This window comes from Tessaracoccus sp. OH4464_COT-324 (assembly GCF_003932855.1).
Lineage (GTDB): Bacteria > Actinomycetota > Actinomycetes > Propionibacteriales > Propionibacteriaceae > Arachnia.
Map to the genome: position 1 here is coordinate 59,342 of NZ_RQYZ01000005.1, position 14,037 is coordinate 73,378.

Consider the following 14,037-nt stretch of genomic DNA (forward strand, 5'->3'; position numbering starts at 1 on the left):
CGTACGTGTTTGCTCTAGAAACCATTCCGACGGAGGCGGCGGCCGGCCTGTTCGCGCTCGCTCCGCTGATGATCGCGATCCCGCTCTGCACCGCGCTGCTGCTCCTCCTACTGGGCAAGTACTCGGACGCGTGGGGCCACCTGCTGGCCACCGTCGCGCCGATCGCATCCTTCGTCATCGGGCTGCTGCTGTTCCTGCAGATGCTGGGCGATCCGAAACCGGTGAACATCTCCGTCTACGAGTGGCTGGCCACCGGAAACTGGTCGGTCAGCATCGGGCTGCTCGTGGATCAGTTGTCGATCCTGTTCGTGCTACTGATCACCGGCGTGGGATCCCTCATCCACGTCTACTCGATCGGCTATATGTCTCACGACGAACGGCGTAGGCGTTTCTTCGCCTACCTGAACCTCTTCATCGCCGCGATGCTCACGCTGGTCCTGGCGAACAACTACCTGGTGCTGTTTGTTGGCTGGGAAGGTGTCGGCCTGGCGTCGTTCTTGCTTATCTCGTTTTGGGCACACAAGGACTCGGCGGCCGCAGCCGGCAACAAGGCGTTCATTGTCAACCGGGTGGGCGACCTGGGGCTGGCTACCGCAATGTTCACGATGTTCAGCCTGATCGGTTCGGTCAACTTCACGGACGTCAGCGCGGTAGCCCCGCAACTGGGTGGCTGGGCGACGCTGATTGGTTGTCTGCTGCTGCTGGCGGCATGCGGCAAGTCTGCGCAGGTTCCGCTCCAGTCCTGGCTGCTGGACGCGATGGAGGGCCCGACCCCGGTTTCCGCGCTCATCCACGCGGCGACGATGGTCACCGCCGGCGTCTACCTCGTCATCCGCTCCAACGCGATTTATGCACAGTCGCCGGAGGCGACGCTGGCCGTGGCCATCGTCGGCACGGTGACGCTGCTCGCGGGCGCCTGGATTGGTTCCTGCAAGGACGACATCAAGAAGGTGCTGGCCGGTTCGACGATGTCTCAGATCGGCTACATGATGCTCGCGGCGGGACTCGGCCCGGTCGGCGCAGCCTTCGCTATTTTCCACCTGATCACGCATGGTTTCTTCAAAGCCAACATGTTCCTCGGCGCCGGTTCCGTGATGCACGGCATGAACGACGACGTGAACATGCGCAACTTTGGTGCGCTCGCCGCGCCGATGCGGATCACCTTCCTCACGTTCGCGGCGGGTTACCTGGCGATCATCGGTTTCCCCTTCACCGCGGGCTTCTATTCGAAGGACCACATCATCGAGGCCGCATTCCACGAGAGCACCACGCTTGGTGTACTGGCTCTGATCGGCGCGGGGGTGACAGCGTTCTACATGACCAGGCTCATGATGATGACCTTCATCACCAAGAAGCGCTGGAAGGAGGGCGTCCACCCGCACGAATCGCCGCTGACCATGACGGTTCCGCTTGTGGTGCTGGCTGTGGCGTCGCTGGTGGCAGGCCTGGCCATGAACGGCTGGATCCAGGACTGGCTGGTGGTGCCCACCGGGCACGAGGTGCACGCCACCGGCCTGCTGCACATCACCGGGATTGGTTGGCTGACGATGGCCGTCGTCGCCGCAGGTGTGGCCGTTGGCTACCTGGCGTTCCGTGATGTCGCCCGGGACGAGCCCAAGACGAGGAACGTACTTGTTCTCGCTGGCCGCAACGATCTGTTCGGCGACGCCATCAACGAGCACGCAATCATCCGTCCCACCAAGGATTTGGCCGCTGGCCTTGCTTGGTTTGATCGAACCACTCTCGACGGGCTGCCGGAAGGCGGCGCGGTCGTCGCGGCTGGGTTGGGCAACTTCCTGCGCCGAGGCCTGAACGGCTACTCGCGCAGCTACGGGCTCACCCTCGTCGTCGGCGTGCTGGCGCTGGCGCTGGTGGTCATTCTGGGTCAGCTGGGCTAAGGAGTAATAGAGACATGTTGTTGACCATTCTCGCCCTACTGCCGATTGTGGGGGCCGCCGTCGTCGCCCTGCTCAAGGGCAACGTGGCGAAACTTGTTGGCCTTGGATTCGCGCTGACGACGCTGGTGTTCGGCGGGACCGTGGCGGTGCTCAGCTTCTCGGGTGTCACTTCGCTGGCCATATCGGTGCCGTGGATTCGTCCGATCGGCGCCTACTATGCGCTCGACATGATGCCGATGGATGCCGTCCTGGTGCTCCTCACCGTGATCCTGCTGCCGGTGGTGCTGCTTGCGGAGTGGCGCATCGACGATCGCCCCGATATCCGGGGGACCGCGGCCGGGTTCTTCTCGCTGGCGCTGCTGATGCAAGGCCTGGCACTGTTCGTGTTCCTCGCGGGCGATCTGTTGCTGTTTTACCTCGCGTTCGAGGCCACCCTGATCCCGGTCTACTTCATGATCGGTCGCTTCGGCGGCACGGGCAGGCGCCGGGCGGCGATCAAGTTCCTGCTGTACTCGCTGGCCGGGGGCCTGGTGCTGCTGGTGGGCGTCGTCGGGCTGTACGCGTCGTCGGTGTCCGCTGGTAAGCCGAGCATGCTGATCGGTGACCTGGCGGCGCTGTCGCTGGATCCCACCACAGCGAACCTCCTCTTCGTGGCGGTCTTCTTCGCCTTTGCGGTCAAGGCTCCTCTGGTGGGGCTGCATAGCTGGCTGCCGGACACCGCAGCGGCCGCGACGAGCGGCACATCGACGCTGCTGGTCGGCATCCTCGACAAGATCGGCACCTTCGGCCTGATCAAGATCTGCCTAGTGATTTTCCCAGGGTCCATGCAGTGGGCCGCGCCGGTGGTGCTGGTGTGGGCGGTGGTGTCGATGTTCTACGGCGCGCTGATGGCTTTCCAGTCGAAGGACATGCTCCGGCTGGTGAGTTACACGTCGATCAGCCACTTCGGGTTCATGGTTCTCGGCATCTTCGCGTTGACCACCCAGTCCATGACCGGGTCGATCTTCTACATGCTGAACCACGGATTCTCCACCGCCGCTCTGTTCCTGATGGTGGGCTTCCTGGTGGCCCGTCGCGGCTCGGCCGATATCAACGCCTTCGGCGGTGTGCAGAAGGTAGCGCCGGTGCTGGCCGGGTTCTTCCTGCTGTCCGGTTTGTCTGCGCTGGCTCTGCCAGGTATGGCTAGCTTCGTGTCCGAGTTCCTGGTGATGGCCGGCTCCTTCCAGCGATACCCGGCGCACGTCGCTGTGATCGCGCTTGGCATGGTGCTGGCGGCCGTGTACGTCCTGCGTTTGTACAAGACGACGATGACCGGACCGGTGACCGAACAGGTCGAGGAACACATCAAACACGACCTCAGCCTGCGGGAGCGGGCTGCGGTCTTCCCGTTGATCGTGCTGTTGCTGATTCTCGGTTTCGTTCCGAAGCCCGCGCTGAGCATCATTGACAGTGCTTCCCAGGGCTTCCTCTCCGTCGCTGGTGTGACGGATCCCACCCCGCAGCTGAAGGAAGGCGGACGATGAGCAACGTCTTGGAGATTCTGGCCCCCACCGTCGAGTGGTTGCCCCTGGCTCCGCTCATGATCGTGTTCGGGGGAGCGGTGATCGGCGTGCTCGTCGAAGCTTTTGTGCCCCGCAGCGTGCGCTATACCGTGCAGACCGCGCTGACGCTGTTGACCCTGATCAGCGCCGTCGGCGCACTCGCCTATTCTGCGGTCGACTTCAAGGCCCAGCTGTTGGCGATGAACTCGGTGTCGTTCGACGGGCCCACCGCACTGTTCTGGGCGATGCTGCTGATCTTCGGGCTGTGTGGCCTGGCGTTGTTCGCGGAGCGTGGCGTGGCCGAGGGGCGTTCCGCGTTCGCTGCGGCAGCCAGCAGCGTCCCGGGCTCCCCGCTGGAGCGGAAGGCTGAGGAGGAGGGCCGCGAGCACACGGAGGTGTTCCCGCTGCTGCTGTTCTCGCTGCTCGGCATGATGCTTTTCGTCTCCTCGAACGACCTGATCCTGCTGTTCGTGGCGCTCGAAGTGTTCTCGCTGCCGCTCTACCTGCTGTCCTCCATGGCGCGTCGTCGCAGGTTGCTGTCGCAGGAGGCGGGCCTGAAGTACTTCCTGCTGGGCGCCTTGGCCTCGGGTTTCTTCCTCTATGGTGTCGCCATGCTCTACGGCTACTCGGGTGGCCTGAAGCTGACCAGCGTGGCTGCGGCGCTCGACTTGGGTGCGCCAAACTACGGTCTGCTGCTGTTTGGCCTGGTCCTGGTGGCCGTCGGGCTGCTGTTCAAGGTCGGCGCGGTGCCGTTCCACGCCTGGACCCCCGATGTCTACATGGGCGCGCCCACCCCGGTGACGGGCTTCATGGCCATCGCCACGAAGACTGCCGCCGTCGCGGCGCTTCTGCGCGTTTTCTTTGTTGCGCTGGGCGGGGCCGAGTGGGATTGGCAGCCGGTGTTTGCGGTCGTCGCTGTGGCGAGCATGCTGTTTGGTGCGACGGCCGCGCTTTGGCAAAGCGATATCAAGCGCCTGCTCGCCTACTCGGCGATCACGCACGCCGGATTCATTCTGGTGGGCGTGGTTGGTGCCGTCCAGGCTGGTCCGGAGATCTACGTTTCGACGGTGGCTTCAGCGGCGTTCTACCTGCTCACCTACGGCGTGGCCACGCTGGGCGCTTTTGCGCTGCTGATGACCGTGCGCCGTTCCGGGGGAGAGGCCACGAACATCGACGATTGGCGCGGCCTGGGCCGGACCAACCCGGTTACGGCGGGGATCATGACGCTGTTCTTCCTGAGCTTCGCCGGTATCCCGCTCACAGCTGGTTTCGTTGGGAAGTTGGCGGTATTTGTGTCAGCGTTCCAGGGCGGCTACGGCTGGTTGGTCGTGGTCGCGGTCGTGCTGAGCGTCGTGGCGGCCTACTTCTACCTGAAGATCGTGGTGGCGATGTGGTTCCAGGACGCTCCGGCCGCGTCTGAGGTGAGCGTTGTCAGCCCGTCTGCTTGGGGCTGGTCCGTGCTGGTGTTCGGGGCTATCGCTACAGTGGTTCTTGGCCTGCTGCCTGGCGGGCTGTTGGATCTGATGAACAGCGTTTCGGAGTTCATTCGTTGATGACCCTGACTTTTGAAGACCGGTTGCAGCGCCGGCTTGAGGCTTTCGAGCCCCGGCTGGCGCAGTCCGCCATTGCCGCCAGCGATCTTGTGACCGAGGCTGCACGCCATGTTATCGTCGCCGGTGGCAAGCGTTTCCGCCCTCTGCTTGTGTTTGCCTGCTCCGAGTTCGGCACCGTGAGCGACGAGGATCGTCTCCAATCGGCGGCGATGGTGATGGAGTTGACGCACGTGGCCAGCCTCTATCACGACGACGTCATGGACGAGGCGGACACGCGCCGGGGGGCGCCCAGCGCCAACCGGTTCTACGGCAACTCCGTGGCCATCCTGGTGGGTGACTTCCTATTCGCCCGGGCTTCGGCGCTCGTGGCCAGGTTGGGGCCGGACTTCATCGAGTTGCAGGCCAACACGTTTGCTCGGCTCGTGCAGGGCCAGATCGCGGAGACGGTTGGGGCGAGCCCCGAGGACGATCCCTTGGCGCACTACCTGCAGGTGATCGCCGACAAGACGGGATCGCTGATCGCGGCGTCGGCTTGCTTCGGCGCCATGGTCGCCGGGCTGCCACCGGAGCAGGTGGAGGCGTTGCGCTCCTTTGGGGAGGAGATTGGGGTCGTGTTTCAGCTTTCCGATGACCTCATCGACATCAGCTCCGAGGAGACGGGCAAGACTCCGGGCACCGACCTGCGTGAGGGGGTGCCGACGCTACCTGTGCTCATGCTGCGTGCCAGGAACGACCCAGCGGATGCTGAGTTGCTGGCGTTGATTGACGGGGACCTCACCTCTGACGAGGCCCTGACCGAGGTGCTGGTCAGGCTTCGTGCGCACCCCATCATGGCCGAGGCGCTTGCCGAGGTTGAGCGTCATGCCGCCCTGGCACGGGAGTATCTGGCTCCGCTGCCGGAGTGCGAGGCCAAGGAGACGTTGCTGAAGGTTGCGGACGAACTGGTCACCCGCTCATCCTGACCCACTGTTCGTTTCTGAGGCGATGCTGGGTTACGGCGCATCGGACCTCCCGAGGGCGAGTCGATGACTTCCTTGGCCGGTAGACTGCCGAGGAGAACTAGCTGTATGAAGGAGTCAGATGTTTCCCAGAGACGTCGTATACCCGCCGGACCCAGTAGAAACCGAGGCGCCGCCGGGGTCGGAGTTCCCCATACCCGGCGCTGACGCAGGGTTGGGCTGGGATGGGATTTCCATCATCGTTGGTGGCGTGGTGCTGCTCCTGATTTTGGTCCCCCTGCTGGTGTTTTTCCTCAAGGCGCGCAAGTCATGATGGGCGGGCACCTTCTGATTCCCGTAGACGTTTTGCCGCCGGTGTTTCCGGGCAGCCCGGTGTTTGCGCTCTTTATCGTCTTTGTCCTGGGGTGCTCCGTGGTAGCAGGTCTCATCGCGCTCCTGGTGTGGTTGTTTCGTCGGCGCTAGTTGGTGGTGGACTCTTCAGCTGACCAGAAGGCCCAGCCCGAATGACACGGCGTTGGAGATCAACCCCAAAGCGGCCGCTAACGCCCACGGCGCGTGGGTGTGCCCTGTGGCGGTGCGCCAGACGCAGCACTCGATCAGGGCGACCAGGACTTCCCCGATGATGATGTTCCAGAAGGTGAGCCCGAAAAAGTGCAGCGAAATCCAGAGCACCGGGTGTGTCAGGTTGGCGAGGAATAGAGTTGGTGCCCAGCGGCGGGTGTGGGCCCGAGTGGCCAGCCCGATCAAGAACACGGTCGCGGCCTCGAACACCAGGGTGAGGCCGAAGGCGCCGAGCCAGAGGAGGAACTGGTCCATGTGGAAAGGCTAGCAGCGCCGCTGGGCGGCTTGGCCGTGCTCTATTTCGCCGCCTCGACCCTGGCCTCCCTCGCTGCGACCCTGATGAGCGTATGGGCTGTAGCTGCTCTCGGGCTGGCCGCCTTTGGCATCACGCACGTGATCATCGAGTTGCGCTACGTTATCGGACGCTTCTCCTCCATGCTGCGCGGCGCGTTCGCCTGGTGGCTCTTCGGGCTGACGAGCCTGGTGTTCGTCGCACGGGCCCTGGCCAGCATCGTTCCGGTGGCGGCCGTTCTGGAGATTGTTGCTGGCATGGCAACGGTTGCCCTGGGCTGCTGGGTTGCGCTGGGAGGCGCCTGGCGGCTGCTGGCGCTTCTGGTATGCGCCGCCGCCACCATCCACGCGATCGAGTGGCCCGGGCAGTATTTCTTTGTGCTGACCCACCTGCATAACCTGGTTCCGCTAGCTTTTCTGTGGGATTGGTCCCGACGATTGGGCACCTCACAGCGCCGCTACTTCCTGGGCATGCAGTTGCTCTGGGCTGTACTGATCCCGCTGGGTCTCCTGCTGGCCGCGCCCAGCGTCGAATCCGTCCCAGGCTGGCTGGACGCGCGCGCGGCCTACAGCATCTGGGCCGGGGCCACACCGCCCGGGCTGCGCGAGAGCGGTCTGACGAGCTACCTATCGGTCTTCGCTTTCATGCAGACGATGCACTACGCGGTGTGGATCGGCTTCCTGCCGTGGGCTGCTCGCGACGCCAGCGCGGCCTTCTCCGCCCGCGTTCCGCTCCTCAAGGGAGGACGGGTGTGGTGGCTCGCGGCGGGTTGCGCGCTGGTGTTGGCCGGCATGTATTGCCTGGACTACCTGGCAGGCCGCAGCGTCTACGGCCTGCTCGCCACCTACCATGTCTACGTGGAACTGCCGCTCATCGTGGTGCTGGCCGCAGGCTGCGCTACACGTCGGGCTGGCGGCCCCCACTGAGGAGGGCCGCCGGTTCCTCACCAGATACTGATTCGCTCGTCGGGGTCGAGCCACAGGCCGTCGCCGGGCTGCGTGTCAAAGGCTTCGTGGAAGGCATCGATGTTGGACAGAATCTTGTTGACCCGGAACTCCGCAGGCGAGTGCTGATCAACGCTCAACAGCAGCTTTTCCATCTCGGGGCGCCGTTTGGAGCGCCAGATGGCCCCGTAGCCAAGAAAGAAGCGCTGTTTTGGCGTGAATCCATCGATCTCTTCGCCGTCGGGCTCCCCACCAGAGAGCAACCAGGCGCGGTAGGCGATGCCGACCCCGCCGAGGTCGCCGATGTTCTCCCCGAGGGTGAGTTTGCCGTTGACTGCGCCATCCACGCCCACCGGGGAAAGCCCGTCGAACTGGTCCACCAGCCGGCCGGTGCGCGCACGGAAGGCCGCGTGGTCCTCGTCGGTCCACCAGTTTCGGATGCGGCCTTCGGCGTCGGTGGTGGAGCCCTTGTCGTCGAAACCATGTCCGATCTCGTGGCCGATAACCGAGCCGATAGCGCCGTAGTTCACCGCGTCGTCTGCGCCAGGAGTGAAGAACGGCGGCTGAAGCATAGCGGCGGGGAAGACGATTTCGTTGCGCAGCGGATGATAGTAAGCGTTGACCGTCTGGGGCAGCATCTCCCAGTCGTCCACGTCAACGGGCTCCAGCACGCGCGACAAGGAACGATCGAATTCGAAGGCGTTGCGCGCCAGCACGTTGTCGATGAGAGAGTCGCCCACGTGGAGCGCCGAGTAGTCGCGCCAGTTGTTGCGGTAGCCGATCTTGGGACGAAATCCGGTGAGCTTTTTCAGCGCCTCCGCCCGAGTGACGTCGGTCATCCAGTCGAGCTGGGAGATGGAATCCCGGTAAGCGGCGATCAGGTTCTCCACCAGCTGTTCCATTGCGGCTTTGGACTCCGGCAGGAAGTGCCGCTCGACGTACAGCCTGCCCACCGCCTCACCCACGGTGCTCTCGACGAAGCTGATCGCCCGCTTCCAGCGGGGCCGGATCTCCTCGGTACCGGCCAGCGTGCGCCCGTAGAAGTCGAAGCGCTCCTCCACGAATGCACTGGACAGGTAGGGCGAGAGTGCGGAGACCGTGTGCCAGCGTGCCCAGGCGCGCCATGCCTCAATAGGCATGCTCGCGGCAAGCTCGGCCAGGCCGGTGAAGAAGGAAGGCTGTGCGTTGACGAAGTAGGACAGCTTCTCGTGAGGGATTTCGGCGGCGGCCACGAAAGCGTGCCAGTCGAATCCTGGTGTCGCTGCCAGCTCGTCCAGGGAGGAGGGGTTGAACATCTTGATGAAGTCGCGGCAGCTGACCTTGTCCCAGTGCAGGGTCGCAATCCTCGTCTCCAGATCGAGCACGAGCTCGGCCTGCTCTGCGGCTGCGGGGACGCCGGCGAGAGTGAGGACGCGTTCGACATGGCTCCGGTAGGCGGCGAGCGTCTCCGCGTGCTCTTCGAGCCGGTAGTACTCCTCATCCGGCAGCCCTAGGCCGCCCTGGTAGAGGAAGTAGACGTAGCGTTTCGGATCCCCCGGGTCGGCGTCCTCGCTCAGCGAGAAGGCACCTGCGTAGCCGTCGCGAGCGGCCCGCCCCAGGAAGGCAGCCAACGACGATGAGTCATGGATCTCTGCCACGCGATCCAGCAGCGGGCTGAGTGGGGAGGCCCCGAGCTTTTCGAGTTCGTCCTCGGCCAGGAACGAGCTGTAGAGCAGGGCGATCTTCCCGGACTCGCTGGCCGGATCGTCGGAGACCTGCTCCTCGATGATGGCTCGCACGTTGCGTTCCGCCTCATCCGTCAGCGTCACGAAGGCGCCGGCCGACGAGCGGTCGGGCGCAATCTCGGCTGTGGCCAGCCAGGAGCCGTTCAGATAGCGGAAGAAGTCGTCCTGCGGACGAACCGTCACGTCGCGATGGGAAAGGTCGAGTCCAGTCATGGGCTCAACCCTACTGGCGGGGCGCAAGACGGGTTGACCGGCTAGCGTTCCCAGCGCACTTCCAGCTTGTCACCGTCGCTGCCCATCATGTCCGCAGACACGGTGGTGGAGACGTGGACTTCCTCGGTGCCGGGGCTGGAGCCGTCCGTGTACTCAAAGGTGAGCGTCATCTGCAGGTCGGCGTTCAGCGTGGCCCGGGTCTGGTCCTGCGTGGAAAGCCCCGGCTCGACCCGGGCGAAGGGGTTGCCGACCAGCTGCCAGCGCACGGAGCCTTCGACGATGGGTCGCGCCGCGCGTCGAGCCTGCGGGCAGCCTTCGGGCGCCAGCTCCGTCCGCGCAACGCATGCTTCCAGTGAGCGGGCAACGGCCGTGCGGAACGCCTCCGATCCTTTGCTAGTGAGCTGCGGGATCGCTGGGAAGGGGGTCTTCTGCGCGAACTGTAGCGAGCTGATGGTGATGGTGTTGGAGGAGGGGAACTCAATGAAGTCGAGCCCGGTGCTCAGCTCGTAGATTCCCGGCACCACCTCGATGGCCTCGAACTCCTCGACCTCCACCCCCGCGAGGCGCAGGGGGAGCCGCTGCGCATTGTTCAGCTCCAGCAGGACGGAGGTGGTGACGTTCGCAAGCGCGTAGAAACCGTTCTCGACCTTGACCAGAGGCATGGTCGCCTCCACCTTGTTTCCGGCCAGCCGGTAGCTGACCTCCACGTTGAGGGCCTTCTCGTCGGTGGTGTGCACCATGATCTCGGTGATGGGAGCCTTCTGCCGCATCCGACGGTGCGCGTCCGGGTTCAGCAGGGCGCGGCTGCCGTCGCCCTTGATCTCCCCAAACGTCAGGGCTTTCTCAATGTCTCCGGCAGCTAAAGCCTCCAGGTAGCCGCGCACGGTTTCCTGGGGGGAGCGTCGTTTGGCGGGTTCCGGTCCCGTGTTGGTGATCACGAGCGTGTTCGGATCGTAGACCTGCGTGTTCAGATATTTCACATAGACGTAGCCGAGGCCAACTGCGATGGTCAGCACTAGGACCAGCGTGTAGGCCGCCGCTTTCCACGGCAGCGGGGCGCGGGCGTGCTCCTGCTCGACGGGCGGTGCGACGAACCTGTCTTGGTCGGTCGCCTCGAACTGGGCGTGCGTGAACGCGGGTCGGGCGGCGGAGTTCACCGTCCGCTGGAACGCGGTGCGGTCGGCCTGCGGGGCCTCGTGTTGCGCGTGCGTGCCGGCGGGCCACCGTTGTGGAGCGGCGGGCTGGGTCGGCTGCTGGTGGGAGCCGGTATGCGGCGGGACACCACCCCGGGGGCTGGGGCGTGGGGCCTCCGGGCGGTGCCTCATGCGTGGGCCTCCCAGGTATCGGGGCCGGCGATGATCTCCGCCAGCGCTGACGCCCGATCTGGGCGTTGGGCGAGCCTGATCTGCTCACGCAGTTGATCGTCGTAGGCGGGGCGGTCGACCCGTCGGAGTACGCCGACGGGGGCTCGGCTCAGCAGGCCGCTGTCAGTGAGCCGGGTGAGCGCGAATGCGTAGGCCGGGTCGTCGCAGGTTTCATCGTGGATGACGATGTCCTCGTCGGCCACGCTGGCGGCGTCAACGATCTTCAGGCCGGAACCGTCGCGCACGACTGCCTTGTGTCCTTCGGCGCCAAACACGATGGGCGCTCCGTGCACCAGCGGGATCAGGGTCTCTGCCGCGGCAGGGCCCTTGACTGAGTCGAAGGCTCCGTCGTTGAAGATGGGGCAGTTCTGGTAGACCTCGACGATGGACGCGCCCCGGTGCTCTGCGGCCGCCCGCAATACCTGGGTTAGGCCCGCCCGGTCTGAGTCGATGGCGCGCGCGACGAAAGTTGCCTCGGCGCCGACGGCCACGGACAGCGGGTTGAAGGGGTGGTCGAGGGAGCCGTAGGGCGTCGACTTGGTGATCTTGCCCAACTCGGAGGTGGGCGAATACTGGCCTTTGGTGAGGCCGTAGATGCGGTTGTTGAACAGCAGGATGTTGATGTTCACGTTGCGTCGGAGCGCGTGGATCAGGTGGTTTCCGCCGATGGAGAGGGCGTCGCCGTCCCCGGTGATGACCCACACGCTCAGATCCTTGCGCGCGGCGGCGAGCCCGGTCGCGATCGCGGGCGCCCGACCGTGGATAGAGTGCATCCCGTAGGCATTCATGTAGTAGGGGAACCGCGACGAGCAGCCGATACCGGAAATCAGCACCAGGTTTTCTCTGCGGATGCCCAGATCGGCTGCGACCTGCTGGAAGGTGGACAGGATCGAGTAGTCGCCGCAGCCGGGGCACCAGCGGACCTCTTGATCGCTGGACATTTCCTTGCGGCTGATGGGGGTGATGGCGAGGGGGACGCCAGCGAGACCGGACACTACTTCTCCTTCAGTGCGTTGATTGCGGCGCTCAGGTGCTGTTCCAGTTCGGCGATGGACAGGGGCAGGCCGCGCACGCGCGTGTATGGCTGCACATCGACGAGGTATTCGGCGCGCAGGACGTGCGAGAGCTGCCCGAGGTTCATCTCCGGCACGATCACGCGCTCGTAGGAGCGCAGCACTTCCCCCAGGTTCGCGGGCAGCGGGTTGAGGTGCCGCAGGTGGGCGTTGGCCACGACGAGCCCGGCGGCGCGGACGCGGCGGACGGCTGCGGTGATCGGGCCGTACGTGGAGCCCCAGCCGAGCACGAGTACCCGCGCTTCACCGCTGGGGTCGTCGACCGCGACATCCGGCACGTCGCGCACGATCCCCGCGATCTTTCGCGCCCGCGTGCGCACCATCTGCTCGTGGTTGTCGGGGTCGTAGGAGACGTTGCCGGTGAGCTGATCCTTCTCCAGGCCGCCGATGCGGTGTTCCAGGCCCGGCGTGCCGGGCACGGCCAGCGAGCGGGCCAGAGTCTCTGGGTCGCGGGCGTAGGGGTGGAAGTCCTCGGCTTCGGGCTGAGCGAAGCCCGGGTCCACGTCGGGCAGCTCCGCCAGGTTGGGGATCCGCCAGGGTTCCGCACCGTTGGCGAGGTAACCATCGGAGAGCATGATGACCGGGGTTCGGTACTTGACCGCGATGCGGCAGGCTTCCACGGCGATGTGGAAGCAGTCGGCGGGGGACTGCGCGGCCAGCACGGGCAGGGGGGCTTCGCCGTGCCTGCCGTAGAGCGCCTGGAAGAGGTCGGCCTGCTCGGTCTTCGTTGGTAGCCCGGTAGAGGGTCCGGCTCGCTGCACGTCCACCACCACCAGGGGCAGCTCGGTCATCACCGCGAGGCTGATCGATTCCGATTTCAGCGCCATGCCGGGCCCCGACGTCGTGGTCACGCCGAGCGCGCCGCCGAAGCTGGCGCCGAGCGCGGCAGCGATGCCAGCGATCTCGTCCTCGGCTTGGAAGGTCATCACCCCGACGTCTTTGCGTTTGGACAACTCGTGCAGGATGTCGGAGGCCGGGGTGATGGGGTAGGAGCCGAGGAAGAGTTCGAGCCCGGCTTTGTGCGCGCCTGTCATGAGACCGTAGGCGGTGGCCAGGTTGCCCGACACGTGCCGGTAGCGTCCGGCGGGCATCGGTGCGGGGGCGACGACGGTGCGCACCGCGAAGGATTCGGTGGTTTCGCCGAAGGCATACCCGGCTTTGAAGGCGGCCAGGTTGGCGTCGCGGATCTCGGGTTTGCTGGCGAATTTTTCCGCCAGGAAGCGCTCGGTTCCCTGCGTGGGCAGTGAGTACATCCAGCACAGCAGGCCGAGCGCGAACATGTTCTTGGTGCGCGACGCGTCCTTACGGGTGAGGCCGAAGCCCTCAACTGCGCCTTGGGCCAGCGCGGTCAGGTTGATCGCGTGGACGGTGTGGTTGGTGAGCGTGCCGTCTTCAAGCGGGCTGGTGGCCCAGCCGATTCGTTTCAGGTTGCGCGTGGTGAACTCGTTGGTGTCCACGACGATGACGGTGCCCCGAGCCATGTCGGGGAGGTTGACTTTGAGCGCCGCCGGGTTCATAGCGACGAGCACGTCGGGCGTGTCGCCGGGGGTGACGATGTCGTAGTCGGCGAAGTGCAACTGGAAGCTGGAAACTCCGGGCAGCGTGCCCTGCGGGGCGCGAATCTCGGCGGGATAGTTCGGCAGTGTGGCGATGTCGTTGCCGAAGCTGGCTGCTTCGGCGGTGAACCGATCGCCGGTGAGTTGCATCCCGTCGCCGGAATCCCCGGCAAAGCGAATGACGACCCGATTGAGTTGCCTAGTCACGGAACCTCTTTGAGTTGAAACGTTCTTGTCGGCGTTCATTGTAGTCGCCGCGACCGGGGTGGGAACGAATCCCGGATTCCGGCCGGGTACTGGGCTTGGGGCAATTGATTAGCTATGGTTAACTAGTTGTGGTTAAGTAAATGCTGGGTGTG

Annotated in this window: 11 protein-coding genes; 6 read left to right on the plus strand and 5 right to left on the minus strand. The window is 65.0% G+C overall.

The window, feature by feature from the left end; all coding sequences use genetic code 11:
* The first annotated feature begins 68 nt into the window (after positions 1-68).
* The 5 genes from nuoL to EII42_RS04630 all read left to right on the plus strand — a co-directional run bounded on the left by nuoL (position 69) and on the right by EII42_RS04630 (position 6,264).
* Positions 69-1,898, plus strand: coding sequence for an NADH-quinone oxidoreductase subunit L (gene nuoL, locus EII42_RS04610; protein ID WP_125171009.1), 1,830 nt, complete (start codon positions 69-71; stop codon positions 1,896-1,898).
* 14 nt (positions 1,899-1,912) lie between these two features.
* On the plus strand, positions 1,913-3,421 hold the full coding sequence (locus EII42_RS04615; protein ID WP_125170944.1) for an NADH-quinone oxidoreductase subunit M: 1,509 nt from the start codon (positions 1,913-1,915) through the stop codon (positions 3,419-3,421).
* Complete coding sequence (gene nuoN, locus EII42_RS04620; RefSeq protein WP_125170945.1) at positions 3,418-4,992, plus strand: NADH-quinone oxidoreductase subunit NuoN; 1,575 nt, start codon at positions 3,418-3,420, stop codon at positions 4,990-4,992. The genes EII42_RS04615 and nuoN overlap by 4 nt, the downstream gene beginning before the upstream one ends.
* Positions 4,992-5,954 carry a polyprenyl synthetase family protein gene (locus EII42_RS04625; RefSeq protein WP_125170946.1) on the plus strand — a complete coding sequence of 321 codons (963 nt, stop codon included), beginning with the start codon at positions 4,992-4,994 and terminating at the stop codon, positions 5,952-5,954. The genes nuoN and EII42_RS04625 overlap by 1 nt, the downstream gene beginning before the upstream one ends.
* Before the next feature lie 118 nt (positions 5,955-6,072).
* Complete coding sequence (locus tag EII42_RS04630; RefSeq protein WP_125170947.1) at positions 6,073-6,264, plus strand: hypothetical protein; 192 nt, start codon at positions 6,073-6,075, stop codon at positions 6,262-6,264.
* Between the two features lie 164 nt (positions 6,265-6,428).
* On the opposite strand, the gene EII42_RS04635 is transcribed toward EII42_RS04630, so the two are convergent.
* Complete coding sequence (locus EII42_RS04635; RefSeq protein WP_125170948.1) at positions 6,429-6,767, minus strand: hypothetical protein; 339 nt, start codon at positions 6,765-6,767, stop codon at positions 6,429-6,431.
* Here EII42_RS04635 and EII42_RS04640 point away from each other — a divergent pair, their 5' ends adjacent.
* Positions 6,768-7,730, plus strand: a complete 963-nt coding sequence (locus tag EII42_RS04640) for a hypothetical protein (protein WP_125170949.1) — start codon at positions 6,768-6,770, stop codon at positions 7,728-7,730.
* A gap of 17 nt (positions 7,731-7,747) precedes the next feature.
* On the opposite strand, the gene EII42_RS04645 is transcribed toward EII42_RS04640, so the two are convergent.
* The 4 genes from EII42_RS04645 to EII42_RS04660 are packed head-to-tail and all read right to left on the minus strand — an operon-like array spanning position 7,748 to position 13,885.
* Positions 7,748-9,685: a M13 family metallopeptidase gene (locus tag EII42_RS04645; protein WP_125170950.1), complete on the minus strand. Its 1,938-nt coding sequence runs from the start codon at positions 9,683-9,685 to the stop codon at positions 7,748-7,750.
* A gap of 41 nt (positions 9,686-9,726) precedes the next feature.
* Positions 9,727-11,010: a hypothetical protein gene (locus EII42_RS04650; RefSeq protein ID WP_125170951.1), complete on the minus strand. Its 1,284-nt coding sequence runs from the start codon at positions 11,008-11,010 to the stop codon at positions 9,727-9,729.
* Complete coding sequence (locus EII42_RS04655; protein WP_125171010.1) at positions 11,007-11,990, minus strand: 2-oxoacid:ferredoxin oxidoreductase subunit beta; 984 nt, start codon at positions 11,988-11,990, stop codon at positions 11,007-11,009. Before EII42_RS04655 ends, EII42_RS04650 begins: the two co-directional genes overlap by 4 nt.
* A 53-nt stretch (positions 11,991-12,043) precedes the next feature.
* On the minus strand, positions 12,044-13,885 hold the full coding sequence (locus EII42_RS04660; protein WP_233558275.1) for a 2-oxoacid:acceptor oxidoreductase subunit alpha: 1,842 nt from the start codon (positions 13,883-13,885) through the stop codon (positions 12,044-12,046).
* Between the last annotated feature and the right edge of the window lie 152 nt (positions 13,886-14,037).

Excerpts from the sequence above, each read along its gene's own strand:
- EII42_RS04615 (WP_125170944.1), top strand. The coding sequence starts at position 1,913 with ATGTTGTTGACCATTCTCGCCCTACTGCCGATTGTGGGGGCCGCCGTC.
- EII42_RS04625 (WP_125170946.1), top strand. The coding sequence starts at position 4,992 with ATGACCCTGACTTTTGAAGACCGGTTGCAGCGCCGGCTTGAGGCTTTC.
- EII42_RS04630 (WP_125170947.1), top strand. The coding sequence starts at position 6,073 with ATGTTTCCCAGAGACGTCGTATACCCGCCGGACCCAGTAGAAACCGAG.
- nuoL (WP_125171009.1), top strand. The coding sequence starts at position 69 with ATGATCGCGATCCCGCTCTGCACCGCGCTGCTGCTCCTCCTACTGGGC.
- nuoN (WP_125170945.1), top strand. The coding sequence starts at position 3,418 with ATGAGCAACGTCTTGGAGATTCTGGCCCCCACCGTCGAGTGGTTGCCC.
- EII42_RS04635 (WP_125170948.1), bottom strand. The coding sequence starts at position 6,767 with ATGGACCAGTTCCTCCTCTGGCTCGGCGCCTTCGGCCTCACCCTGGTG.
- EII42_RS04650 (WP_125170951.1), bottom strand. The coding sequence starts at position 11,010 with ATGAGGCACCGCCCGGAGGCCCCACGCCCCAGCCCCCGGGGTGGTGTC.
- EII42_RS04655 (WP_125171010.1), bottom strand. The coding sequence starts at position 11,990 with ATGTCCAGCGATCAAGAGGTCCGCTGGTGCCCCGGCTGCGGCGACTAC.
- EII42_RS04645 (WP_125170950.1), bottom strand. The coding sequence starts at position 9,685 with ATGACTGGACTCGACCTTTCCCATCGCGACGTGACGGTTCGTCCGCAG.